General features: G+C 60.8%; 20 protein-coding genes. 1 reads left to right on the forward strand and 19 read right to left on the reverse strand.

The features are described from left to right. Positions 1-3: 3 nt before the first annotated feature. The 18 genes from C2134_RS19005 to C2134_RS19090 all read right to left on the reverse strand — a co-directional run bounded on the left by C2134_RS19005 (position 4) and on the right by C2134_RS19090 (position 20,409). On the reverse strand, positions 4-1,551 hold the full coding sequence (locus tag C2134_RS19005; protein ID WP_103321653.1) for an acyl-CoA ligase (AMP-forming), exosortase A system-associated: 1,548 nt from the start codon (positions 1,549-1,551) through the stop codon (positions 4-6). Further along, entirely contained in the window at positions 1,548-2,738 is a 1,191-nt protein-coding gene (locus C2134_RS19010; protein ID WP_103321654.1) for a type III PLP-dependent enzyme domain-containing protein, read from the reverse strand. The genes C2134_RS19005 and C2134_RS19010 overlap by 4 nt, the downstream gene beginning before the upstream one ends. Next, positions 2,725-3,717: a beta-ketoacyl-[acyl-carrier-protein] synthase family protein gene (locus C2134_RS19015; protein ID WP_103321655.1), complete on the reverse strand. Its 993-nt coding sequence runs from the start codon at positions 3,715-3,717 to the stop codon at positions 2,725-2,727. Before C2134_RS19015 ends, C2134_RS19010 begins: the two co-directional genes overlap by 14 nt. A 23-nt stretch (positions 3,718-3,740) precedes the next feature. Next, entirely contained in the window at positions 3,741-4,730 is a 990-nt protein-coding gene (locus tag C2134_RS19020; RefSeq protein WP_103321656.1) for a ferritin-like domain-containing protein, read from the reverse strand. Between the two features lie 10 nt (positions 4,731-4,740). Then, a complete protein-coding gene (locus C2134_RS19025) occupies positions 4,741-5,283 on the reverse strand; it encodes a hypothetical protein (protein ID WP_103321657.1) in 543 nt (180 codons plus the stop codon). Next, entirely contained in the window at positions 5,280-6,128 is an 849-nt protein-coding gene (locus tag C2134_RS21775; RefSeq protein WP_199179996.1) for a hypothetical protein, read from the reverse strand. The genes C2134_RS19025 and C2134_RS21775 overlap by 4 nt, the downstream gene beginning before the upstream one ends. A gap of 28 nt (positions 6,129-6,156) precedes the next feature. Next, positions 6,157-6,402: an acyl carrier protein gene (locus C2134_RS19035; protein ID WP_103321658.1), complete on the reverse strand. Its 246-nt coding sequence runs from the start codon at positions 6,400-6,402 to the stop codon at positions 6,157-6,159. A gap of 31 nt (positions 6,403-6,433) precedes the next feature. Then, entirely contained in the window at positions 6,434-7,528 is a 1,095-nt protein-coding gene (locus tag C2134_RS19040; protein WP_103321659.1) for a hypothetical protein, read from the reverse strand. Positions 7,529-7,581: 53 nt separating this feature from the next. Next, positions 7,582-9,456 (reverse strand): AMP-binding protein, encoded by a 1,875-nt coding sequence (locus tag C2134_RS19045; RefSeq protein ID WP_199179997.1) that lies wholly within the window; start codon positions 9,454-9,456, stop codon positions 7,582-7,584. A gap of 452 nt (positions 9,457-9,908) precedes the next feature. Continuing rightward, positions 9,909-11,288, reverse strand: coding sequence for a hypothetical protein (locus C2134_RS19050; RefSeq protein ID WP_146042222.1), 1,380 nt, complete (start codon positions 11,286-11,288; stop codon positions 9,909-9,911). Positions 11,289-11,788: 500 nt separating this feature from the next. After that, positions 11,789-12,253 (reverse strand): hypothetical protein, encoded by a 465-nt coding sequence (locus C2134_RS19055; protein WP_103321662.1) that lies wholly within the window; start codon positions 12,251-12,253, stop codon positions 11,789-11,791. Positions 12,254-12,546: 293 nt separating this feature from the next. Beyond that, on the reverse strand, positions 12,547-13,215 hold the full coding sequence (locus C2134_RS19060) for a hypothetical protein (RefSeq protein WP_103321663.1): 669 nt from the start codon (positions 13,213-13,215) through the stop codon (positions 12,547-12,549). An 821-nt stretch (positions 13,216-14,036) separates the two neighbouring features. After that, the gene (locus C2134_RS19065; RefSeq protein ID WP_158248826.1) at positions 14,037-15,053 is read right to left on the reverse strand and encodes a putative phage abortive infection protein; all 1,017 of its coding nucleotides are present in this window, start codon (positions 15,051-15,053) and stop codon (positions 14,037-14,039) included. Positions 15,054-15,123: 70 nt separating this feature from the next. Next, a complete protein-coding gene (locus tag C2134_RS19070) occupies positions 15,124-16,206 on the reverse strand; it encodes a ribonucleotide-diphosphate reductase subunit beta (RefSeq protein ID WP_103321665.1) in 1,083 nt (360 codons plus the stop codon). Positions 16,207-16,256: 50 nt separating this feature from the next. Then, on the reverse strand, positions 16,257-16,469 hold the full coding sequence (locus tag C2134_RS19075) for a hypothetical protein (RefSeq protein WP_103321666.1): 213 nt from the start codon (positions 16,467-16,469) through the stop codon (positions 16,257-16,259). Between the two features lie 13 nt (positions 16,470-16,482). Further along, on the reverse strand, positions 16,483-16,875 hold the full coding sequence (locus C2134_RS19080; RefSeq protein WP_103321667.1) for a hypothetical protein: 393 nt from the start codon (positions 16,873-16,875) through the stop codon (positions 16,483-16,485). A gap of 60 nt (positions 16,876-16,935) precedes the next feature. Next, on the reverse strand, positions 16,936-17,364 hold the full coding sequence (locus C2134_RS19085; protein ID WP_103321668.1) for a DUF6841 family protein: 429 nt from the start codon (positions 17,362-17,364) through the stop codon (positions 16,936-16,938). Between the two features lie 198 nt (positions 17,365-17,562). After that, positions 17,563-20,409, reverse strand: a complete 2,847-nt coding sequence (locus C2134_RS19090; protein ID WP_103321669.1) for a ribonucleoside-diphosphate reductase subunit alpha — start codon at positions 20,407-20,409, stop codon at positions 17,563-17,565. 477 nt (positions 20,410-20,886) lie between these two features. On the opposite strand from C2134_RS19090, the gene C2134_RS19095 reads away from it, so the two are divergent. Beyond that, on the forward strand, positions 20,887-21,237 hold the full coding sequence (locus C2134_RS19095) for a hypothetical protein (RefSeq protein ID WP_103321670.1): 351 nt from the start codon (positions 20,887-20,889) through the stop codon (positions 21,235-21,237). Between the two features lie 461 nt (positions 21,238-21,698). On the opposite strand, the gene C2134_RS19100 is transcribed toward C2134_RS19095, so the two are convergent. Next, positions 21,699-23,621, reverse strand: coding sequence for an ATP-binding cassette domain-containing protein (locus C2134_RS19100; protein WP_103321671.1), 1,923 nt, complete (start codon positions 23,619-23,621; stop codon positions 21,699-21,701). Between the last annotated feature and the right edge of the window lie 61 nt (positions 23,622-23,682).

Here is a 23,682-nt window from a genome sequence, read left to right on the forward strand (position 1 = left end):
GCGTCACCCTTTTATGGTGGAAGGAGAGGCGAACAGGCCGGAGAACTGCTGCTTCAGTTGCTTGCGGTCTATCTTGCCGTTGGGGTTGCGCGGCAGCGGCTCTGAATGGAAGGACAGATGATGCGGCACCATATAGCCGGGCAAGCGCTCTCGGCATAGCCGGATCAACTCGCCCTCGGCTACGCCGGCCGCGCCGTGCAGGCTGACCACCACCGCCTCGCCCAGCATGGGGTGCGGCACGCCGTAGGCGGCGGCTTCATGGACGCCGTCCAAGGCGAACAGGATTTCCTCTACCTCAGTGGGACTGACGCGATAGCCGGAGGTCTTGATCATGTCGTCGCCGCGCGCCACGAAGTACAGATAGCCCTCGTCGTCGCGGTAGACGATGTCGCCGGACCACACGGCGGTTTCCTGCCGCGGAATCTGGCCATGCACGCCCGGCCAAGGCCGAAAACGGTGGGCGGTCAGTTCCGGGTCGTTCCAGTAGCCCAGCGTGACGAAGGCGCCGCGGTGCACCAGCTCGCCCGGCTCGCCCGGCGCGCATTCGCTGCCATCAGGCCGCAGCACGCGGATGTCGGCATTGGGCACCGCCTTGCCGATGGAGCCGGGGCGGGCGGCGGCGTCTTCCGGTTGCAGATAGGTGGAGCGGAAGGCCTCGGTCAGGCCGTACATCAAATAAGGCCTGGCCTGCGGAAAGGCCAGCCGCAGCTTGTCCAGCAGCGGACCGGGCATGTGGCCGCCGGTGTTGGCGAAGCGGCGTACGCGCGCGCCGGTGGCCGGCGGCCAGCTGGCGGCCATCAGCTGCATCCACAGCGGCGGCACCCCAGTGATGGTGGTGACGCCATGGCTTTCGCAGAAGGCCGGCACTTCGCTTGCCTGCAGGAAGTCCAGCGGGGCGTAGCAGGCGGCGCTCGCCAGCGCGGTGGTCAGCTGGCTGAGGCCGGCATCGAAGCTCAGCGGCAGAATGCCGAGGATCACATCGCGCTCATCCAGGCCCAGGTAGGCCGATACGCTGTCGGCGCCGGACACCAGATTGCGCTGCGACAGCACCACGCCCTTGGGCCGGCCGGTAGAACCGGAGGTATAGAGGATGGCGGCCGGGTCGTTATCCGTCACCTCCGGCGCGGGGGCATCCAGGATGGTGTCGGGCAACGCTTCCAGCTGCCAGGCATCCAGCGGCAGCCCATCCAGCGCTTCGCCCAGCCGTTTCAGCCTGGCGCCGGTGCTGATCAGAAGCCGGGCGCCGCTGTCAGTAAGAATGTGGCGCAGCTGGGCAGGCTTCAGTTGCGGGTTGACCGGCACCAGAATGGCGCCGCGGGCGTTGACCGCCAGCATCATGGCTACGCTGTCATATTGCTTGCCGGCATATATGGCGACCCGGTCGCCCGGCTGGATGTCGGCGGCGGCGAGCCGAGCGGCGTGGAGGCTTGTGTCGCTCAGCAGCTGGGTGTAAGTGGCGCGGATGGCGTTCTGGGCGAAAGCGGGGCGTTCGCCGTGGCGCAGCGCGCTCAGTTGCAGCAGGTGGTAGAGGCTGATGCGGGCGCGATTCATGAGGACTCTCCCGACTGATGGATGAAGGCGCCGGCCGCGCCCAGCGACAGAAAGCCGCTGACGCTGTAGCTAGGGTGGTAGGCGCCGCATTGTTCAAAAATCACCATGTCGCCGACAGACGGCGCGGCGACGGGGGCCGGCTGCCAGCCGATGACGTCCGCTCGGCTGCAGGTGCTGCCGACGTATTTCACCGGCAGCATGGGCGCGCCATCGGTGGCGGGTTGGCGGCGCAGCAGGCGCGGGCGGGCGTATTTCTTGATTGCCGACTCGGTGCGCGCCAGCAGGAAGTTGTGGCTGAGTCCGCCGTCGCATACGGCCACGCAGTGGCCGTCCAGCGTTTTTACCGCCCGTATCCGGGTGGCGAACAGTCCGGCGCCGGCAAAGATGCCGCGGCCGGACTCGTGCGCCAGCTGGAAGGTCTGGCGCAGCGGCGCCAGCCGTTGCCGGTAGGCGGCGAACAGGTCTTCGTTTTCATGAAAACGCTCGCCAAAGCCGCCGCCGCAGTTGAGCATTTCCATCGGTGCGCCGGTAGCGCGGGCGATGTCGGCGGCGAAGGCGGCCAGCGCGTGAGCGAGGTCGGCCGAATCTCCGCCGCTTTCATCCACGCGGAACTGGTGCGAACCCGCAAAACTGTGCAGGCCGATCACCGGCACGTCTGCGCGCGTAAGCGCCGCAGCGGCCAGCATGGCTTCGCGCGGGGCCATGCCGAAGTGGTCGGCCGCTTCCCGGCGTTTGCCCGGCGTCAGTTCGGCCGCGTTCAGCCGCAAGATGGTCTGCGGCGCATGCTGCTTGCCCAGCACGGCGGTCAGCCGCTCGGCCTGGCACAGGCTGTCAATGATGAAGACGCAACGCGAAGCCAGCGCGGCGCGCATGAAGGTCTCGTCCATGGACGGGTTGTTGACGTACTTGACGGCGGATATGCGGCCGACGGCGAGATCGAGCTCGCCCAGGCTGGCCAGCTCCACGCCATCGACAAAGCCGTGGCCGCAGCGGATCAGCAGCTCCAGGTTGGAATTGGCTTTCAGCGAGACGATCAGCCGGCTATCCAGCCATGCGCGCAGCCGTTGGAAGCGCGCCAGGACGATGGCGGGATCGAATACATAGCCGGGCGTCTTCACTTCCCACAGCCATTGCAGGGCGGAGTCGTCTTCCGGCAGCGGAATAGAAAGGGGGTCAATGCGCGTCATGGCGATCCACCGGGTGCAGGGTGAGGGCGGAGAAGGCGCCGCTGTTGGACTGGGTTACGCTGATCAGATGGCGGCCGGCATCCACCTCGGCCAAGCCGATGTCCGCCAGATTCACCGCCAGGTCGGAACAGCAGGCATGCCCTTTTTGCAGGATGTTGTCCGCGCGCAGGATGTCTTGCGGAATCCCCATCGCGTTGCAGATGGACTTCCAGCCCTTGTGGTCGGAGTTGTGCGGCAGCAGGCAGCCGTAGTCCTGCAGCGGCACGCCGCTGTCGGCAACCGCCTGTTGCATGACCTTGCGGGTATAGTGCCACTCCAGATTGATCATCTCGCGCTCCACCGCCGCGTTGGTGTCCGAACCCTGGTGCCACTTGCCATAGTTGCGTAGGGCCAGCGCGCCGATGCGGTTGCGGCTGCAGTTGCGGCTGACCAGCAGGCAGGCGGCGCCGTCGCTCTGGATGCCCGACATCTGGCGCAGGCGGAAGCGTTCGCCATAGACGCGGTCAGCCGATACGATGAGGACATGGTGCAGCCCGGCGTGACTGGCCATCAAGGTTTCAGCCAGGCCGATGGCGGCGGCGTTGGACGAGCAGTTAAGCTGATTGACTGAGCCCGCCCAGAAAGGGCGGATGCCAAAGCGGGACACCAGTTCCAGCGGCAGGCTGCGCGGAGCCGCCGGCACGCTGAATAATTGGGTGTGCACATGGATCACCGCGCCGATGTCGGATGGGTGCAGGCCATGCTCGTCGAACAGCCGCGCCGCCGCCCGGCAGGCCAGTTCCACCTCGTCCATGTCCGGCGCGGCGTGGAAGTGGCGGCAGCCGGAGCGGATGATGGCCTGCACGCGGGCTTCCGGCAGGTTGTGCCGCAGAGCCCAGGCCTCGATGTCCTGCAGCTCGCCTGGAAAGTGGTAGGCGGCGGCCTCGATGCCTATCCAGGCGGGGGCATGCGCGGCAGGTTTGCTAGCATTGCTGATCATGCTGGATTTCCTCGTCTGGCGGGTCAGGCCGGTAGCGGCATGGCGGCGTAATCCATCACCTGCAACTGTTCGAACACGCGTTGCACCCGCGGGCTGAGCAGGCCCATTTCGCGTATGGTGGGCACCAGGCGGCGGAAGATGGAGCGACGCATGGAGCTGGTGACCGGCGAGTTGCGCACCAGGTGTCCGCATTCTTTCTTCGACAGGCCCATGGGCTCCCAAATATCGTCCGCGCACAGGTGTTCGTGCAGCGTGTGGGCGCCTTCTGCGACAAACTCTTCGCGCTCCTTGCGCTCGGTGGCGGTCATGTCCTGATAGACGCGGCACAGCGTGATGCGGCCGATGGCGAAGTGGCGGGCCTCGTCGCGCTGGATGCGGGTGACCATGTCGCGGATGAACGGGTCTTGGGTATAGGCGACGATGCTCTGGAACAGCGACAGCGCGATGCCTTCCACCAGCACCTGCATCCCCAGGTTGGTGATGTCCAGCTCCTTGCTGGTGATGGTGTCGCCCAGCAGGCTCTTCAGCGATTGGCTCATCGGGTAGCGGATGGGCAGCTTGTCGTTGACCAGTCGGCCGAAAGCCTCGATGTGGCGGGCTTCGTCCATGATCTGGCCGGCCGCGCATAAGCGGGCCGACAGGCTTTCCTCGGCCACGGCCAGTTTGGAGGCGCAGATCAGCGCGGCCTGCTCGCCGTGCAGTACCTGCGACATGGTCCAGCCTTGCGAGTGGTGGCGCACTTCGGCGCGGCCCTTGGCGTCCAGCTTGTTCCAGACATCCGTGCCGTAGATCAGCAGCGTGCCGTCCGGCATGCCCAGCGGATTGTCCGCGTTCAGCTCGCAGCTCCAGTCCAGGTCGGTATTGACGTCCCACTGGTTGGCCTTGGCCTTTTGGTAGATGGCGTTCAGGCTGTCATCGCCGAAGTCGTAGCTTTCCGACATGAAGGCATCCAGCGCGAAGTTCCACTTGTATGGCTGAGTCGGGTCCTTGGGCGGTTCTAGCGTGGCTTGCATATCGATTCCTCTATCGCGTTGCGGTCTGGCCGTGCTCGGCCGTATCGGTAACTTGCGGCGCCATCGCATCCAGCGCGGGCAGCAGTAGGGCGGCCGGGGCCGATTGGGGGGTATTCCAGAAAGCGAGACGCAGGATGTTGTCGCCGCTGTCCAGCAAATCGCGGCGTATGCGCTCGGCGGCGATCCAGGCCACGGGCGCCGGACTCAGTCCGGCGCAACATTCGGCTTCGCGCCGGAGGCCAGCTCCCAGCAGGACGCGGGGGTCGAACAGCGCGGCCGGCAGCGCCAAGTCCTTGGCCGGCTGGCGCAGCTGAACGAAGACGCGGCAGTCCTCGCCCAGCGCCGACCAGGACTGGCGGACCAGCCGTTCCAGCAGCGCGTAGTACTGGCGATGGTTGACGAGGACTGGCGCGGCATTGTCGTGGCTATGGGCCTGGCGGCGGGCGTAGTCCTGCTCCTCCAACAGCGGCAGGTTGATGCTGGCGCAAGGCTGGACGCGGCTATGGTCTGGATTGCGGGTCAGGCGCAGCGCCAGCGTTTGTCTCGGCGTCATGCGGCCTCCAGCGCGTGGCGCAGATCCGGCGCGAAAGCCAGCTCCGCGATGGCGAAATAGCCGTTCAGCGCCAGCGAGGCCAGCACGCAGCGTCCGCCTGCGTAGTCGGCGCCGGCTTCGATCTCGGCCAGCATCGACAGCCATGGGTCGCTGCCGAAGGCATGGCCGAAACGCGAATAGCGGTCGGGGTGAGCGGCAGCGGCGTCGAAGCTCTTGAACAGCGCGCGGCGCGTGGCTTCCGGGAAAAACGGCAGCGCCACGGCCATGCCGGGGCGAGGCTCGGTAAACTGGCGCAGCGCCCGTCCCATCATGGTCAGCGCGTGGGTTTGCGGCGCGGTGCCTAGCAGCAGGGCTTCATCGTCGCCGTCCGGGAAAATGTCCAGCAGCAGCGTGGCGATGCCGAAGCCGGAGTGTCCCCAGCGGCTGGTGAGCCGCCAGAAAGCGAAGTTATGGATGTCCACATCCACGATCTGCAGCAGCAGCCGGCGCGGGCCGCTCAGCCTGGCCTTTCGCAACGCGTGGCGCAGGATGTAGCCCCAGCCTGTGCATTCGTAAGCATTGGTGATCCAGTCAGGCTCGCGGCCAAAGCCCTTGCGCATGCCGTGACGGAATGCTTCCGCTTCGACGGTGTCGTCGGTCAGGAATGGCGAGAGAACGGTGGAAGTGAGGACATAGTCGTCGACGCCGCCGTCGGCCGCGTGGCGGGCGGCCTCCGCGCCGGCCCTGCGTCCAAGTTCCGCTGCGGCCTCGGCCAGGGACGCCCCGGCCGCGACGAAAGGCGTTTCCGTCTGGCGGTAGGCGATGACGGCGACCTGAAAGGCCGGCTGCGTGCGCGGTTCGGTCATGGCGTTCCCCGGAGTCGGCGTCATCGGATCAGGCGGTCTGTTGCTGCTCTTGCAGCTGGGTGTCCAGCTGTTCCAGCGTGGTGTATTGGGTGATGTTCAGCTGCTCCGGGTCGATGGAGCCGTACAGCTGTTCGCAGAACACGATCAGCTCGACGACGTTGAGCGAATCGATGCCCAGTTCGCCCAGGCCGACATTGGTGTCCACGGTCTCTACGTTCAGGATCTTCGCGGTTTCCTTGCGCAGGGTTTCCAGGGTGTTGAGGGTTTCGGACATGGTGTTTTCTCCTTTTAGAGAGTGGTGGGAATCAGTTTTGGACGAACCGCGCGGCGGCGCGCAGCTCGTGGTAGCAGCGATATGAGCTGCCTTCCATCTTGGTGAAGGCCAACAGGTCGCGCTGGTCTGCGTAGCGCTCAACGGCGCCGCTGGCCACCAGGTGCAGCAGCAGCTCGTTGGACGCGAACTTCAGCGCCAGCACCTTATGCACGTCCTCGTTGGCGTAGGTGCCGGTCTGGGTCTTGGCGCGGGCGGCGTCGGCGATGAAATCGCGCGCTGCGCGCTCGTCTGGCCCCAGTCGCAAGCGGCCCTGGTCGTGCAGCCATTCCACATGCGCCATCAGCGCGCGAACCAGAAAAGGGCGCACGGTGGTCAGGTATTTGTTCAGGGCGGCGGGGCCGCCTGCCTTCAGCCGGTCTGCCGGGGCCACGCTGACTTCGCCGCGCACATTGCCTAGCTGCACCACGCCGTCCAGAAAGCTGTCTCCGCACAGGCTCCGCTGCAGCGTGGCGTACTGCTCCGGCCACACCAAAAAGGCGGAGGGAAAGAAGCTGCCGGGCGTGCGCGCCGCGATGATGGCCATGCCGTCCAGATTGGCGTACATGCCCCATACCTTGTCGATGCGCAGCTTGAATCCGTCGTCTTTAGGCTCCGCCACCGTGCGCCAGCTGCCCAGCGTCGGCCCTCCGGCGTCGCTCATCAGGAAGCGCAGATTGTTGCCGCTGTCTATGCAGGCACAGGCGCGGTCGTATTGATCCGGCGTCAGGAACAGCGAGAACAGGATGCGGGCGAAGGTGCGCATGAAGGGCTTGTAGTGCGGCGCCAGTCCTTCAAGGCGGATCTGCCCGAGTATGCTTTCGCTGAGCGCGTGTTCATGATGTTCCAGCGGCATCGGCGCGTGCGCGCTGGCCTCCGGCGCGGCGAAAGGCTGCGCGGTCTGGCGAATCAACATGTCCGAATCCAGCAGCCGCGCCGACGCGCGGGCCAGCATGGCGGCCAGGCCGGAAGGCAGCTCGCCGTAGCATTGCAGCCGGTGCAGCACCGGTTGGGCGGCCAGTTCAGGCAAGCCGAGGGCTTGGGCGGCGGGCATGGGCGCGCCGTCCACGATAGTGGAATGAGTGTGCATGGAGCTTCCGTCCGGTTGTGTAGGAGGAATAGGGGCGCGCAGGAGGCGCGCGGTCAGGCTATTGCCGGTTCTTCGTCTCTGTCGCGCAGGGCATGCTCGATGTAAATGTTCCGGCACTTCAGCCTTTGCAGCTTGCCGCTAGTGGTGCGCGGCAAGCTGCCATTGGCGACGAAGACGATGGCATGCGCGCCAAAGCCAAAGCGTTCTCGCAGCATGATCTGTAGCTCGGCGCGCAACTTGTCCTTGGCCTCCTCGCGTTCGAACTCGATCAGCACGACCAGGTTTTCAGTAGCCTGGGTCTCGTCGTAAATACCGGTGGCCGCAATCGCGCCGCCAGCGGCCAGCAGCGGATGACAAGCCAGCGCGTCTTCTATTTCGTGCGGGAAATAGTTGCTGCCGCGGATGATGATGATTTCCTTCTGCCGGCCCAGCACGAATAGTTGGCCGCCTGCCAGGTAGCCGAGGTCGCCGGTGGCGAACCACTCGCCAGGCTGGTAAGGCACCTCTTGGCCCTCCGCCGGCAAATAGCGCGACATCAGCGAGCTGCCGCGAAGCTGGATTTCGCCAACCTGCCGCTCGATGGCTTCGTTGCCCGATGAGGCGATCACGCGCAGCTCCATGCCCGGTATCGGTTGGCCCATGGCCAGGATCGTGTCCGCGGCATGGGTATGCTCGTTGGCGGGATGGGCCGTGGAGAAATGGGTGAGCATATTGGAATCGATTCGGTCCGCGATCAGATACGAGAAAGCCTCGCGGTCGTAATGGATGGTTGCATCGTGCATGGTCGCGGCCAGCGTGGTTTCCGCCATGCCGTAACAGGGCTGCAGGGCCGAGCGCGACAAGCCATGCGGCTCGAAGACGCGGGCGAATTCTAGGAGGCAAGCCTGATCGACGCGCTCCGCGCCGATGAAAATATTGCGCAGTCCGCTCAGATCGACCCCTTCCATGGAGGCTGCGCGATAGCGGCGCACGCAGTATTGCAGGCCGAAGGTTGGGGTAGCTGTGGTGGTGGCGCCGAAAGCGGCGATGCGCTTGAGCCAGCCCAGAGGGTTGCGGATGAATCCAGCCGGTTGCATCAGCAAGAGCGGAGCTTGGTAGTACAGATTGGAGAGTAAGGTGACCAGGCCCATGTCATGATACAAGGGGAGCCAGGAGGCGGTGGCGTCGCCGCGTGCCGGGTCATAGCCCACTGCGCCGCCTATGCCGCGCACGTTATCGACGACGTTGCGGTGACTCAATACCGCCGCTTTCGGATGGCCGGTCGAGCCAGAAGTCAGCTGCACATGATGGGCATCGTCGGGCGAGGGATAAAATAGCTGAAGCGGGTTGGCGGCAGCGGCCGCTTGTTCCACTTCTTCGGTGGTGATCACCCGCACGGGCTGGCCTGCTAACTGAATCCGCAAGCCCTCGGCATGGGCTGGCTTGGCGATCAGCAGCCGGGGGGAAAACAAGCGGCTGGCGATGTGGATTTGAGAGCGCGAGGCGTCAGCCTGCGTCCGTCCCGGCAGTGGAACGGTGCAAGGAAGGGCGCCCAATAAGGTGCAGCCGGTTTGCAGCAGCAGATGATCGATGGATGCCGGCAGAGCCAGTATGACGAGATCGCCGCGAGCGGCGCCCATATCGCGCAAGCCTGCCGCCATGGCTAATGCGCGTTGCGCCAGCTCGAAATGGGAGATTCGCTTCTCTTCGCCGCTTTCTTCCATTATGGAAATGCATTGATCACTATTTGCGTCCGAATCGTTCAGAACAGACAAAATAGCTTCCGTCATTGTTGAATGGCTTTGCAACTTATTTCCCCCTTGCGCAAAGTAAATCGCTATTTCTTGCTGGTTTGGTTTTAATTGGATTGTTGCAGTAAAGTTATCATTCGTTAGTAGCATCTGCTTGAAAAATGATACCGTCGTGACGATTGAATAAGAACCTGTCATGTCGTACAGGTGAGTCCTGATCTATTTATATGTATTTGCACGAGCCAGGCCTTCTTTGCAAATAAAACGGCAGCTTGCTTTACGAAATGATTAAAGAAAATTTGCGAAATAAATATGGCTTTATTTTGTGAAAATGCCATGGATGACTAGCATTTTTATTCATGACGATGGTTTTTTGTTGATAGATTGTTTTTGATGTTTTTCTTTTGCAATATAGCCTAGCGCGGTAAGTGCATTATTTGATTATTCGGAATGCGAAAGTATTGATGAAAATTATCAGTGCTGAGAGGCCGTTCTGCCCTATATATATGTCCGGAAGATTGATCGATTCGCCAAAAAGCATCACAAGAAAGTCGGTGAACCAAGATCTGGGGTGTTTCCTTGCTTCCTGGCCGGCATGAAAAAACGGGCGCAAATTGCGCCCGTTTTGTTTTGGTGTCGCCTTGTTCTGGCTATTTGCTGTCATCCTGCATGTAGCCCAGCAGGGACCAGGCGAAATCCAGCTTGAGCGAGCCATCAAAAGCCTTGTCCTGCAGGCTCATGTAGAAGTCCGTAGCGTAAGGTTTTTGACGATTTGCCTTGTCTTTGTAATTGGTTTTAGGGTTGTACATCGCCATATTATGGCAAGTCATGCAATTGCTCTGCACGCCATAGCGGTTGATGCTGGGGTCCGGCTTGTTGCAGTTGGTGTCGGATGGCGCGGCATAGGCCCCGCCCACGGATGCGCAGGATTGAAAAACACCGGGATCGAAGCCTGCTTCCAGATGCGGGTTGTAGGCAATGAGCGAGCTACCGGTGTTTTGTCCACCGGTGATCGGCTGCGCAGGCTGCACCATTTGATAGGCTACGGCCATGGCATAGTGATTGGCCGCTGGATCCAACGGGCTTTGTTTACGGAAGGCCGCGATTTCCGCGTTGCTGGGCAAGTAGGGCTGGTCGGAATTGGCCGACCACCAGTAGGTTTGCCAGGCCCAGCGCTTGATCTCGCGCGTGGTCACATGCATGCCCACCAAAATGATGTAGTCGCCGGAAACTACTTCTCTGCCAGTGATCTGTTTCTGCACCACCTTGGCTTCTTCGGCAGTCAACTGGTGGTGGATAAAATTGTTCAGATAGAAGGTATTGCTTGTATTAGGCCCTTTGCAGCCTTGGTCTATGCTGTTGCCACCCTGGCCCGAACCTTTAATGTTGATGTACACGCAGCTCCCCCAGTCCTGCTCCAGAAATGCTTTGGCCGGGCTTGGGGTGCCTGGCCAGCCGGGCATCACATAGAGCTTGTTGGCGTACTTCTGCGCGGAAATATGCTTGTAAACAGGCTTGATGGTGATGGCATTGCTGGGGAAGTTAGGTACCTCGGTGTAGCCGTTCTTCACATACTGATCCAGCGTTTTTTGCAAGAACAGCTTGTTGTTGACGGCATGCTGGGCGGCCGGTGGGTTATAGGCAACAGAAACAAAGATCTTGGTATCGCCTACATTGGCTTGGTCCGGCGCGGCTGCCTTCAAGCGAGGGGTGATATTCAGGAATTGGTGGGGCTGCTGCAGCTCCAGCGCCGGCAAGGCTCCCACCGTTGAATGTTTGGCTGTGCTGGCGTTGGCTTGCAGCATCTTGCCGCTGTTGATCTGGTAGAGCATCAGCGTGGGCGTGGACCAGGTTTCAAACGCTCGGACCGGCACCTTGTTGACCGTGCCCACCACATGGTTGAGCCCAGCCCAGATATCCCAGCTATGACGATACAGCTCGCTGTTGCGGCTGCTGTAAATCCACTCGTTCAACTGAGTTTCCGGCATCGGGAAACTGGCCGCGCCATGCACCTTGGGCAAGTCCGGCATGCATAACAGATTACCGTCGATATTGGCGATATCGCCATTGCGGGTGATGGAGTTCAGGCAGACGTTGAGCGCCGGCATGGAGGTGTTCTGCCAAGTGTCTTTCAGCGTTTGGCAACTGGCGTGCAGCGTATCGCCGACCACCTGAATCGCCCTACAGGACTGGGTATAGCTGCCGCCTGGGGCGGGCGTAGCGGCTTGAATGGCAGGCGCGGCCAGGGACAAGGCGAGGATCGGCCAACAGTGGCGATACCGAGAGGATGTTCTCATTGAGTTTCCTTTGGTATGAAAATTTCAGGCACAGGCGGCCATGTTTACTCTAGGATTTGGTTTCCCGCAGCCTGCTGTACCAACGGATGGTTCTGGATAGGTTTAGCGATTGAAAAATGGCGTCAATAATCTATTGGCATTTTATTGAGCCAATACCCGGCGGGGATGTTTGCCTGCTTTGGCCACCCTGCATATCAATCGGCCGGGAGTGGGCGCTCCCGGCCAAGGCTGGTTTAGCCGTTGTAGTAGTAGCCGAGATAGATGAACTTGCCGCCTGCGCCCTGATTGATGTCTTGAGCCATCACTACGGCAAACTCGCCAAAGTCGCTAAACGCGCTTTCTTTTGAATCACCGTATCCGGATTGCAAGGTGCCGATGTAGTCGGATTCTGCGCTGTTTTGGAAGCAGAGATAAATATAAAGGCCGCCTGCGCCATCGTTCAGATCAACATTGATTTTTTGCCAACCAGCCGGGGGGACTGCTTCTTTGCCGGTAATGAAGCGAATGGCGGAAACGCCTTTTCCGCTTTCGGCGGTTTGGTAGTAAATGTAGATGAACTTGCCACCGGAACCTTGGTTGAAATCCTGGGCGCTGCCATTTTTGTTAGCCACCACATTCCAGCCTGCGCCAGGAGGGAGCGAGGCGCGCCAGTTGTCGTCGTTGCGAGCTGCTGCCGAGATATTCACTACGTAAGACATGAGCGTAACTCCTTGTTAAGAGTGAATAAACTGGAGTGATTCCAGCGCTTACAGCTTAGCCTGTTAATGACGTTGTTTTACTGGTATTTAGGTCTATGTTGAGAACCGCTATTCGTGTGATATGTCGGTGCTCGAATGGGCGCAGTGAGCGTGTTTGCCGTCCCAAGCAGTAAACGACACCCATGAAAATAAAGCGGTGTCGTCCATCGCTGCGCCGCCGGCTGCGCAGGCTTCCGGCAAGAAACAAAAACACCGCTTCGCAATGCTGAAGCGGTGTTTTTTGCGATGCGCAGTCAGCTGACGAATTTGTCAATCCGCTCCGCCAAGCGCAGCTGGCAAGCCGTGGCCAGCTTGAGCAGCTCCGCGCTGGTGGCGGGCATCTTGCCGGGCGGGGCGATCAGCTCCGCCATGGCGCTGAGCGTGGAGACGTTGCTATTGAGGCCGATCAGCCTGCCGTGCGGCCAGCGCTGCTTGTTGTTGGGCGCGTAATCCAGCGCCACCACCCAGCGCGAATGCTGCCAGGTGCCGGGTTCGCGCAGCACCGCCTCCATCACCGCGCGGCTGACCTGCTGCGCCGCCTCCGCGGCGAGGGCGAGCGCCATGTGCAGGGTTTCCGCCGTGCTGGCCGCGCCGGCCTCATGCAGCAAGGCCGGGCGGGTTTCCTCCAGCCACCAGCGCCGCAGCCGCCGCGAGCCGGGTTTCTTGATGCGGCGGAACACCTCGTCCAGCTCGCCCTCGGACAGGCCCAGCACAGGCTCCGCCTCGTCCCCCAGCCGCAAGGGCCGGCCCAGCGGTTCGCCCAGCGCCTTCAGCAAATCCTTCACCTCCAGCTTCATGCACGCGGCCACCTCCGCCGCCACCAGCCAAAACCCCTCCGGCCGCCGCACCACCCGCATGGCCAAACCCTTGGCGAAATCCAGTCGCAGCGGCGTGTTCACCTGCTGATCGATAGCCGCATTCATGGCCGAACCTCCCCAAGCAAACGCGTAAACTGCGTTGCCAAAAATGCAAAGCGATACGCGGCGCGTAGTCGTAAGCAGGCGTGCGGCAAGTGACGGGGAGGGGGAATAAGGGGAGGGGAGAGAGAAACGACAAGACGAGCCTCCATAGCGATGTCTCCAAACGGCTTTGCCCGACCAAGCATTGCGAGCGCAAGCGCGCGTGTGGGATGCAATGCAAGGGCGTGTTGAACAACCACGGCTTTCGGGCGTGGGCCACCGCTAACGGAGGTGTGTTGAGCACCAGCTTTTGATTTTATTTCTCGGATATAGGCGTCTGGTGGACGAGCTGATCGAATGGTCAGGGTTTGGTGTTGCCACCTTTCCGATAGTAGAACTTCTAAAATGATTAGATTAAATGTGATGCGCCGATATACCGTGGCGCGAGCCGTTCAAAATGATGCGCCTCAGGTTTTAAGCTGCCGCCTGTTCGAGCGACGCGACGTTAGCGCGGCGCGAGTTCGGCAGCGCCTGGGGCGCGTCATTTTGAACGGGGTTTCGAAGCGCCCCGGGTCGCCTTTTCTTTGGGTTCTTTCTTTTGGCGAAGCAAAAGAAAGAACCTCGCCGGCGGGGCGAGACCCGCGAAGTTTCGCTTTTCAATGGCACTAGCTGAATCTGCGTGCTTGCTGCGTGGGCTTGGTAGCACTTAGCATGTTTGGCGGAACGCCCCGAAAGGGCCGGGGCTTCCGCCCTACGCGACAGGTGCAGATGCGCAATGAACGATATCCGGTGTACGCGGTAGAAATTCTACAGATAAATTTCGACAATGCGATGAATTAAAAATTTTAACCTCCCATATCGTGTCTGTAGTTTAATATTTTATTTTTAATGCTATTTAATTCATTAAATTTCTTCATGGCTAAATCAGTTGAAAATGCTTCTTCTGGAAGGAGTTTTTTGTGATCACTTGCCATTAGGTCGTCAGGATCCAAATTATCAAAAAAAGCATACTTCTCTGCAAATTTTACAAACTTTAACCCAGAAGGGGATAGCACATTGTAGAAGAATAATATCAATTCGCTGGCAGAAAGAGATGCTCGAAGTAGTGATATTAGTTCTAGTTTTATTTCGTAATTAATTTCTTTTGAATCGATATAGTAGATCGTTCGATATATTAATCTGAAATAATGGGCGAGGTCGTGCTCATATTTAAAATATACGGTAAGAAAAGATATTTTATGGCAATTTATGAATAAGCTTTGTCTTTGACTATCCTCCAGTTTTAATTTCTTTAATGCCTTGTCCAGGCTTGTTAGTAAACGATAGGTGCCTTGGCATGGCTGATTTTTTTTCCGGTATTCGGTAATTTTTTTTTCAATGCTGCTTTTGTAGCCAGAAGGTGATTTCTTTCGTATCTCTCTATCTACTAGTCGCATTGCATCGACCATTTTAGAAAAGGCTTCACTTCCGTAGAATTTATTCCCATTCGGCTGGGTTATGTCAATAGAGTGGACTGTATTTCTTATGTGATCGACCAATTTGAAGAAATTATTCTCCACATCCCTTATGTTATTGGCTTTTTGTTGTTCGCTATATTGCCATGTTTGATATATTAAGGATACGCCAAGAATGAATAGGGAAATTGCAGTGAGAAAAGTATTGAGTCCGCCAAACGAACTGCCAAGTTGCCCCATGTTATCAATGGTTACTTGATTTTGATCATGCAATTGCTTTTTTACTTCAATGGTGGTTGAAATGAATTTGATTGGAAATTCATTCATTAAAGAATTGAAAATTCTTGGAAATGCAATATAGGCAATAAAACATAGAATCAGCATGATTTGGAAGTGATTTTTCTTCATTCTCATCCTTAAAATAATCAATTGGCATTTTGCAATGTTCAAAAAAAGCCCACTTATGTGGGCTTTTTGTTTAATCCCAGCTCAACGCCCCGCCAGTCTGATACTCGGTGACGCGAGTCTCAAAGAAGTTCTTCTCCTTCTTCAAGTCGATCATCTCGCTCATCCACGGGAAGGGGTTGTTCACCCCCGGGAACAGCTGATCCAGACCAATCTGCTGCATGCGGCGGTTGGCGATGAAGCGCAGGTATTCCTTGAACATGCTGGCGTTCAGGCCCAGCACGCCGCGCGGCATGGTGTCTTCGGCGTAGGCGTATTCCAGCTCCACGGCTTGCTTGAACAGCTCGGTCACTTCCGCCTTGAAGCTGTCGGTCCACAGCAGCGGGTTTTCCAGCTTGATGGTGTTGATCAGGTCAATGCCGAAATTGCAGTGCATGGACTCGTCGCGCAGGATGTACTGGTACTGCTCGGCGGCGCCGGTCATCTTGTTCTGGCGGCCCAACGCCAGGATTTGCACGAAGCCGACGTAGAAGAACAGGCCTTCCATGATGCAGGCGAACACGATCAGGGACTTGAGCAGCTTCTGGTCGTTTTCCACGGTGCCGGTCTTGAATTCCGGGTTGCACAGCACGTCGATGAACGGGATCAGGAATTCGTCCTTGTCGCGGATGGATTTGATCTCGTGGTAGGCGTTGAACACTTCGCCTTCGTCCAGGCCCAGGCTTTCCACGATGTACTGGTAGGCGTGGGTGTGGATGGCTTCGTCAAAGGCCTGGCGCAGCAGGAACTGGCGGCATTCCGGGCTGGTGATCTGGCGATAGGTGCCCAGCACGATGTTGTTGGCGGCCAGGGAGTCGGCGGTGACGAAGAAACCCAGGTTGCGCTTGACGATGCGCATTTCGTCTTCGGTCAGCTGGCCGGTTTTCCACTGTTCGATGTCGCGCTGCATGTTCACTTCCTGCGGCATCCAGTGGTTGGCGCACTGCGCCAGGTACTTTTCCCAAGCCCATTTGTGCTTGAACGGTACCAGCTGGTTGACGTCGGTCGTGCCGTTGATCACCTTCTTGTCCACCACGTTGACGCGGCCGGTGCCATGGGCGTCCATGGAGGAGGGGGCGGCGGCCGGGGTGGGGAGGGTGTCTTCGAAATTCAACATGGGTGCTCCTGATTTCTGGTTTCTTGCCGCGCGGTGCGCGGCGCTTGGTTTTATGCGGTTTTCACTGCGTATTGGGGGCGTTGCGGGGCAGCCTGCGGCTGGCGCAGCTGGCTGACGGCGACGACGCTGGCCTGGCCCGGCTGCAGCGGGGTGTCCGGCGCGGGCTGGGCCTGGACGAAACAGGCGGCGGAGCCGACGTCTTGGACGGCGATGCGGCGGCCGCCGGCGCTTTGGCGCAGCAGGCAGTAGGCAGTGGCACTCATGGGGTCTCCCGGTTTAGAAGCGCAGTTGTTCCGCCAGCTGGCGGATGATGCGGCGGTCGCTGGCTTCTTCCTGTTCCATCTGTTCCTGCTGCCGGCGCAGGTCGCGCAGCTGCTGCAGCTGGCGGTATTGCCGGTTGGCGAAGGCGATGTCTTCCTTCAGCGTTTCGATTTCCTGCTGCAATTCTTCCGGCTGGCAATACACCACCAGGCAATCGCCTTCCACCCATACCTTGCGCCAGACGGCGGCGCGCGGCAGGCGGCGGGATTCGGCAAAGTAGTCTTTCCATTCGTGCGGCGGCGTGTGGCTCAGCTGCAGATACATGTTGAACAACAGGAACTGCTTGTCCGGGTTGTGCGATTTGTCTTCGCAAAGTCCGGTAATGCCGATGTTTTCAAATGTCTGCATCTGTCTCTCCTCAGGCGCTGCCTGTTGCTGTGCCGCTGCCACGGCTTGTGACTGCCAGCGCTATCCGGCGCTGTGCGCGGGCGACGGAGCCTTCGTCGCTAAGGTTTGCTGCTCCGGCTCGGTGTCGTACTGCACCAGGCCGTATATCTTCCAGACGCCGTTCACCTGCTTCAGGTGGTAGCCGGTGTGGTAGCGCCAGGGCGGGCGGCCCTGCGTGCGCTGCACGGTCCAGGCCACCAGCGCGGTGGCCACGCCGGGGCCCATGGCCATCACATTGACCAGCCGATGGCTGGCGCTTTCAAACCCCTGGCTGCGATACCACTCCAGCAGGGCGGCGGTGGTGTCGAGCAAGGACGGCATGTCCTGCCAGCCGGTCAGCTCGCCCTGGTGGATGGCGGTGAACGGCACCGTGAAGTGGCTGGCGATGCCGGCCGCGTCCAGGCGGGAATAGCTGTTGCGGTAGTGCTTGAAAAAGGCTTCCAGGCTCATAGGCGTTCTCGTCGCGTGTATGGGTCTGCTGCTTTTGCTGCGGGTTACCGTCTTGCTTTCACATCCAGAAACCGCCTGCTGGCAAGCGGCTTGAGGATGGGTCCGCCGGTTGGCGGAACGCCTCTTTGGGAGGCTTCCGCCTGATGCTCCGACTAGGCGGAACGCCCCCAAGGGGGCTTCCGCCCTACGAAATCTGCCTTATTGGCAGGATTCGCAATCAGGGTTGTCGATGCTGCAGAACTTGGCGTCGGTGGCCGGGGTGGTGTCCACCGCGGCGGCCGGCGCGGCCTGCATCTGGCTGGATACGGCGTTCAGCTCGCCGCCGCGGCCGGTGGATTTCTCGGCGCTGGTGGCGGCCAGGGTACGCAGGTAGTAGGTGGTCTTCAGGCCACGCAACCAGGCGTGCTTGTACAGCTCGTCCAGTTTCTTGCCGGAAGCACCGGCCAGGTACAGGTTCAGCGACTGGGCCTGGTCGATCCACTTCTGGCGGCGGGAGGCCGCTTCCACCAGCCAGCGCGGGTCCAGCTCAAAGGCGGTGGCGTAGATGGCTTTCAGCTCGGCCGGCACGCGGTCGATCTGGCCCAGGCTGCCGTCGAAGTACTTCAGGTCGGCCACCATCACTTCGTCCCACAGGCCGGCGGCTTTCAGGTCGCGCACCAGGTATTCGTTGGTGACGGTGAATTCGCCGGACAGGTTGGACTTGACGAACAGGTTCTGGTACGTCGGCTCGATGGAGGCAGACACGCCGATGATGTTGGCGATGGTCGCGGTCGGGGCGATGGCCAGGCAGTTGCTGTTGCGCATGCCAAACTGCTTGATGCGCTCGCGCAGCTTGTTCCAGTCCATGCGCTCGGTGCGGTCCACTTCCAGGTAGCCGCCGCGCTCCGCCGCCAGCAGGTTGATGCTGTCGTGCGGCAGCACGCCGCGGTCCCACAGGCTGCCGCTGTACGACGGGTAGCGGCCGCGTTCTTCCGCCAGCTCGGTGGAGGCCAGGTAAGCGTAGTAGGCCACCATTTCCATGGATTCGTCGGCAAATTCCACCGCGGCGTTGGAGGCGTACGGAACGCGCTTGATGTGCAGGCAGTCCTGGAAGCCCATCACGCCCATGCCTACCGGGCGGTGCTTCAGGTTGGAGTTGCGCGCCTTCTTCACCGGGTAGAAGTTGATGTCGATCACGTTGTCCAGCATGCGCAGGGCGATGCGGATGGTGCGCTGCAGCTTTTCGCTGTCCAGGCTGCCATCGGCTTGCAGGTGCGCGGCCAGGTTGACCGAACCCAGGTTGCAGACGGCGATTTCGTCGTCGTTGGTGTTCAGCGTGATCTCAGTGCACAGGTTGGAGCTGTGCACCACGCCCAGGTGCTGCTGCGGGCTGCGGATGTTGCACGGGTCTTTGAAGGTGATCCACGGGTGGCCGGTTTCAAACAGCATGGTCAGCATCTTGCGCCACAGGCTCAGGGCCGGGATGCGCTTGTAGACCTTGAGTTCGCCGCGCTCGCCCTTGGCTTCGTAAGCGGTGTAGGCCTTTTCAAAGGCTTGGCCGTACAGGTCGTGCAGGTCCGGGGTTTCCGACGGGGAGAACAGGCTCCACTCGCCGCCTTCCATCACGCGCTTCATGAACAGGTCCGGAATCCAGTTGGCGGTGTTCATGTCGTGGGTGCGGCGGCGGTCGTCGCCGGTGTTCTTGCGCAGCTCGAGGAATTCTTCGATGTCGGCGTGCCAGGTTTCCAGGTAGGCGCAGACGGCGCCCTTGCGCTTGCCCCCCTGGTTCACCGCCACGGCGGTGTCGTTGACCACTTTCAGGAACGGCACCACGCCTTGCGATTTGCCGTTGGTGCCCTTGATGTGGCTGCCCATGGCGCGCACCGGGGTCCAGTCGTTGCCCAGGCCGCCGGCGAACTTGGACAGCAGGGCGTTTTCCTTGATGCCTTCGTAGATGCCGTCCAGGTCATCGGCGATGGTGGTCAGGTAGCAGCTGGACAGCTGGCTGCGGCGGGTGCCCGAGTTGAAGAGCGTGGGCGTGGACGACATGAAGTCGAAGCTGGACAGCACGTTGTAGAACTCGATGGCGCGGTCTTCGCGGTGCACTTCGTTCAGCGCCAGGCCCATGGCCACGCGCATGTAGAAGGCCTGCGGCATTTCGATGCGGGTGCCGTCCACGTGCAGGAAGTAGCGGTCGTACAGGGTTTGCAGGCCCAGGTAGCCGAATTGCAGGTCGCGCTCGGCGTCCAGCGCGGCGCCCAGTTTTTTCAGGTCGAACTCGGCCAGCTTTTCGTCCAGCAGTTCGGCGGCGATGCCCTTCTTGATGAAGTCGGCGAAGTAGGCCGGGTATTGCGCGCCCATTTCGTCCTGGCTGACGGCTTCGCCCAGAATTTCCAGGCGGATGTTGCCCATCAGCAGGCGGGCGGTGACGTAGTCGTAGGCCGGGTCTTGCTCGATCATGGAGCGGGCGGCCAGGATGGCGGACTTGCCCACTTCTTCTTCCGGCACGCCGTCGTAAATGTTCTTCAGGGTTTCGGCCAGGATGGCGTCCACGTCGATGCCGACCAGGTTCTTGCTGGCGGCTTCGATATTGGCGCGCAGGCGGGCCACGTCCAGCGGCAGCTTGCGGCCGTCCTTGCGCAGCACGTTGATCTGCACGCTGGTCAGCGCCTCGCCGCGGGCGGCGCGCTCTTGCGTGCGCTGTTCGCGGTACAGCACGTAGGCGCGGGCCACGTCGTGCTCGCCAAAGCGCATCAGGGACAGTTCAACCTGGTCCTGGATGTCTTCGATATGGATGGCGCCGCCTTCCGGCTTGCGGCGCATCAGGGCGTTGACCACCTGTTCCGTCAATTGCGCCACTTTGTCGCGGATGCTGGCCGACGTGGCGCCCTGTTGGCCCATGACGGCCAGGAAGGCCTTGGTCATGGCGATGGAGATTTTGACGGGTTCGAACGGCACCACCGCGCCATTGCGACGGATGGTCTTGTAAAGGCTGAAATCGGCTTGCGGCGCGGCGGCGCGGCCGAGTTCTGCGGCGGTTTGCCCTTCAAAGGTGGTCAGTTGCATGTATCCCTCGATAAAGAGAAGTTTAAGTCCGGCCGCGCTGCTTCTTGGCGGGCAGGTCGGCTTGTGGACAAATCTGTTGAAAAGCTGTGTGCGAGCTGTGGGTAAACACAATATATACCGTCAGCAGCGCTAGGACTGCCCAAATTCTAGTGGTGGGACTGACGTAGTTCAAGTCTTGACTTTGTGCCGAAAGACGGAAAACCGCGCCGTTATTGGCTTTGCGGGCCATCGAAATTTTTCTGCAAAAAATCGGCGTCTGATGAGGGTGTCAGGAAATTGCAGAAAGATGGCGGTTGGCTAGCTGAGGGTGCTACAGATTCGGGCGGCACAAGATGTTGTGTACATGCACTGTTGCATGGCCGCTACGACCTTGGCGTAAAAATTACGGCGGATTGCGCGCTGGGCCGCGCGCCTGCGCAAACGCCGTCTTTATGGTATTCTTGCGCGCCTTGCTCAGCCGTGACCCGTCACCCATCAATGAAAGACCCTTGCGATCATTACACTTTCGACCTGATTGGCGGCGTCCAGAAGAAACCTGGCCGCAAGCCTCTGGGCGAGCGCGCGATGACGGTTGCGGAACGCAAGCGGCGCAGCCGGGAGCTTAGGCGCAACCGGCTGCAGGAGCTGTCGGTGACGGTGGAGCTGAGCCGCGAGGCCCAGAAGTCCTTGGACAAGATGATAGAGTGGTGGGGCGTCAGCAAGAAGGAAGCGATCAACCGCGCGTTGCTGATCGCCTGCCAGTCGCAGATGGGCCGCACCGCCAGCCTGTTTGGCTTTGAGCTGCCGCCGGAAGACAAAGCGGCCGCCCGCAAGAATAAAGACATCTGAGAACGTGTTCACGATCTTTGGGGCTTTGCATCCGCTTCGCGGATAACCGTTTTCCTTGCCGGGTCTGCCCGGCGCGCAGGGAGGGGATATTTGCTTGGCCAAATATCCCCTCCACAAGGCCACCCTGCAAGCCTGGCCTGCGGCTTCCCGCCGGGTTCCGCCAGGCCCGAGACGCGGCTGAACTCGCGATTTGCTAACGTCAAATCGCTCAAACATGCAGCCGCTTAAAACCACGGGCCTGCCACCCGACGGCAGGCTTGAAGGGACGGGAGCGCATTGAAAACGTGTTCTCCACAAGCTAGGCCCCAAAAACAAAGATCGTGAACAGGCGCTAAGGCGAAAACCACTTCACTACCGAGCCTGCTTGGAGCCCAGCCAGAGACGATTGACGCATCAATCGAATAAAAAAACGCCCTGACGGCATGAGCCGGCAGGGCGTTTCTGCTTGGTGGCGGGCCGGCCTAGCGGGCGCGTTGCTGAGCGGCTTCCAGCTCTTCCCAGCGCGCCAGCTTTTCCAGCAGCAGTTCGTCGATTTCCTCGATGCGTTGCTGCCAGGCCACCGCTTCCTTCGGCGTATCGCGGTAGCAGTTGGGGTCCAACAGCCGCTGGTTCAGATCGGCCTGTTCCGCCTCCAGCGCGCTGATCTGGTCCGGCAGGGCGGCCAGCTCGCGGGTTTCGTTGTAGGACAGCTTGCTGCGCGCGGCTTTGGGCTTGTCCTGGCGCGCTGTCGCCGCGGCCGGGGGGGCATCCTTGGCTTTTTCGGTCGGCGCCAGTTCCGCCATGCGCCGCCTGGCGTCCAGCCAGTCCTGATAGCCGCCCGGATATTCTTCCAGCCGGCCGTCTCCTTCGAAAGCGATGACCTGGGTCACCACATTGTCGAGGAAGGCTCGGTCGTGGCTGACCAGGAACACGGTGCCGGAATACTGGGCGATCACATCCTCCAGCAACTCCAGCGTGTCGATGTCCAGATCGTTGGTCGGCTCGTCCAGCACCAGCACATTGGCCGGGCGGGTGAACAGCCGGGCCAGCAGCAAGCGGTTGCGTTCGCCGCCGGACAAGGACTTCACCGGGCTGCGCGCGCGCTGCGGCGAGAACAGGAAGTCTTCCAGATAGCTCATCACGTGTTTCTTCACGCCGCCGATTTCGACGAAGTCGTTGCCCTGGCTGATGATGTCGGCCACGCTGGTTTCCTCGTCCAGCTGCTCGCGGAACTGGTCGAAGTAGGCGATTTCCAGCTTGGTGCCTTGCTTCACCGTGCCGGCGTCCGGCTGCAGCTCTCCCAGGATCAGCTTCAGCAGGGTGGTTTTGCCGGCGCCGTTCGGCCCGATGAGGCCGATCTTGTCGCCGCGCAGGATGCGGGTGGTGAAGTCGCGGATCAGCGTGCGGCCTTCAAAGCCCTTGCTGACATGCTCCAGCTCCGCCACCAGCTTGCCGGAGCGCTCGCCGGCGTCCAGCTGGAAGTTCACCTGGCCGACGCGTTCGCGGCGCGAGTTGCGCTCGCGGCGGATGGCTTCCAGCCGGCGCACCCGGCCTTCGTTTCGGGTGCGGCGCGCCTCGATGCCTTTGCGTATCCACACTTCTTCCTGGGCGTGGAATTTGTCGAAAATGCGGTTTTGCTCTTCTTCTATGGCCAGCTCTTCCGCTTTGCGCGTCTGGTAGGCGGAGAAGCTGCCCGGATAGCTGCGCAGGATGCCGCGGTCCAGCTCCACGATGCGGCTGGCGACGTTGTCCAAGAAGCGGCGGTCGTGGGTGATCAGCAGCACGCTGCCGGGGAAGTTCTTGATCAGGCCTTCCAGCCATTCGATGGCGGAGACGTCCAGGTGGTTGGTCGGCTCGTCCAGCAACAGCACGTCGGGCTTGGAGGCCAGCGCGCGGGCCAGGGCCACGCGCTTTTTCCAGCCGCCGGACAGCTCGCCGATGCGCACATCCGGGTTCAGCCCCAGGTGGCTCAGCGTGGACGAGATCAGCGCGTCGAACTGCCAGCCGCCGCGGGCCTCCAGTTCGTGCTGGATGGTTTCCATCCGGGCCAGCGCTTCTTCGTGGCCGGCATTGGCTTGCGTCAGATGCTGGGTAAGCTGGTGGTATTCAGTCAGCAGCGCTTTCAGATCGCCCAGGCCTTCGGCCACGGCCTCGAACACGCTGTGCTCGGGGTTGAATTCCGGTTCTTGCGGCACATAGGCCACCTTGACGTCGCCCTTGATGTTGACGCGGCCATCGTCCAGCGCCACCGCGCCGGCGATGCCCTTGAGCAGGGAGGATTTGCCCGCGCCGTTGCGGCCGATCAGGCCGACCGCCTCGCCCGGCTCCAGAGCGAAGTCTACGTTGTCCAGCAGCGCGTGGTGTCCGAAAGCCAGGCAGGCTTTCTCGACGGTAATCAGGGCCATATTCTGTGTGTCTTGCGGAATGAGGAAAATACCGGGGAGTTTACCACGTAGCCCCTATTGG

Origin of the sequence: Chromobacterium sinusclupearum (genome assembly GCF_002902845.1) — a bacterium.
Taxonomy (GTDB): domain Bacteria; phylum Pseudomonadota; class Gammaproteobacteria; order Burkholderiales; family Chromobacteriaceae; genus Chromobacterium; species Chromobacterium sinusclupearum.

Coding starts and splice junctions, on each gene's coding strand:
- C2134_RS19005 (WP_103321653.1), bottom strand. CDS start 1,551: ATGAATCGCGCCCGCATCAGCCTCTACCACCTGCTGCAACTGAGCGCG.
- C2134_RS19010 (WP_103321654.1), bottom strand. CDS start 2,738: ATGACGCGCATTGACCCCCTTTCTATTCCGCTGCCGGAAGACGACTCC.
- C2134_RS19015 (WP_103321655.1), bottom strand. CDS start 3,717: ATGATCAGCAATGCTAGCAAACCTGCCGCGCATGCCCCCGCCTGGATA.
- C2134_RS19020 (WP_103321656.1), bottom strand. CDS start 4,730: ATGCAAGCCACGCTAGAACCGCCCAAGGACCCGACTCAGCCATACAAG.
- C2134_RS19025 (WP_103321657.1), bottom strand. CDS start 5,283: ATGACGCCGAGACAAACGCTGGCGCTGCGCCTGACCCGCAATCCAGAC.
- C2134_RS21775 (WP_199179996.1), bottom strand. CDS start 6,128: ATGACCGAACCGCGCACGCAGCCGGCCTTTCAGGTCGCCGTCATCGCC.
- C2134_RS19035 (WP_103321658.1), bottom strand. CDS start 6,402: ATGTCCGAAACCCTCAACACCCTGGAAACCCTGCGCAAGGAAACCGCG.
- C2134_RS19040 (WP_103321659.1), bottom strand. CDS start 7,528: ATGCACACTCATTCCACTATCGTGGACGGCGCGCCCATGCCCGCCGCC.
- C2134_RS19045 (WP_199179997.1), bottom strand. CDS start 9,456: ATGACAGGTTCTTATTCAATCGTCACGACGGTATCATTTTTCAAGCAG.
- C2134_RS19050 (WP_146042222.1), bottom strand. CDS start 11,288: ATGCCGGACTTGCCCAAGGTGCATGGCGCGGCCAGTTTCCCGATGCCG.
- C2134_RS19055 (WP_103321662.1), bottom strand. CDS start 12,253: ATGTCTTACGTAGTGAATATCTCGGCAGCAGCTCGCAACGACGACAAC.
- C2134_RS19060 (WP_103321663.1), bottom strand. CDS start 13,215: ATGAATGCGGCTATCGATCAGCAGGTGAACACGCCGCTGCGACTGGAT.
- C2134_RS19065 (WP_158248826.1), bottom strand. CDS start 15,053: ATGAAGAAAAATCACTTCCAAATCATGCTGATTCTATGTTTTATTGCC.
- C2134_RS19070 (WP_103321665.1), bottom strand. CDS start 16,206: ATGTTGAATTTCGAAGACACCCTCCCCACCCCGGCCGCCGCCCCCTCC.
- C2134_RS19075 (WP_103321666.1), bottom strand. CDS start 16,469: ATGAGTGCCACTGCCTACTGCCTGCTGCGCCAAAGCGCCGGCGGCCGC.
- C2134_RS19080 (WP_103321667.1), bottom strand. CDS start 16,875: ATGCAGACATTTGAAAACATCGGCATTACCGGACTTTGCGAAGACAAA.
- C2134_RS19085 (WP_103321668.1), bottom strand. CDS start 17,364: ATGAGCCTGGAAGCCTTTTTCAAGCACTACCGCAACAGCTATTCCCGC.
- C2134_RS19090 (WP_103321669.1), bottom strand. CDS start 20,409: ATGCAACTGACCACCTTTGAAGGGCAAACCGCCGCAGAACTCGGCCGC.
- C2134_RS19095 (WP_103321670.1), top strand. CDS start 20,887: ATGAAAGACCCTTGCGATCATTACACTTTCGACCTGATTGGCGGCGTC.
- C2134_RS19100 (WP_103321671.1), bottom strand. CDS start 23,621: ATGGCCCTGATTACCGTCGAGAAAGCCTGCCTGGCTTTCGGACACCAC.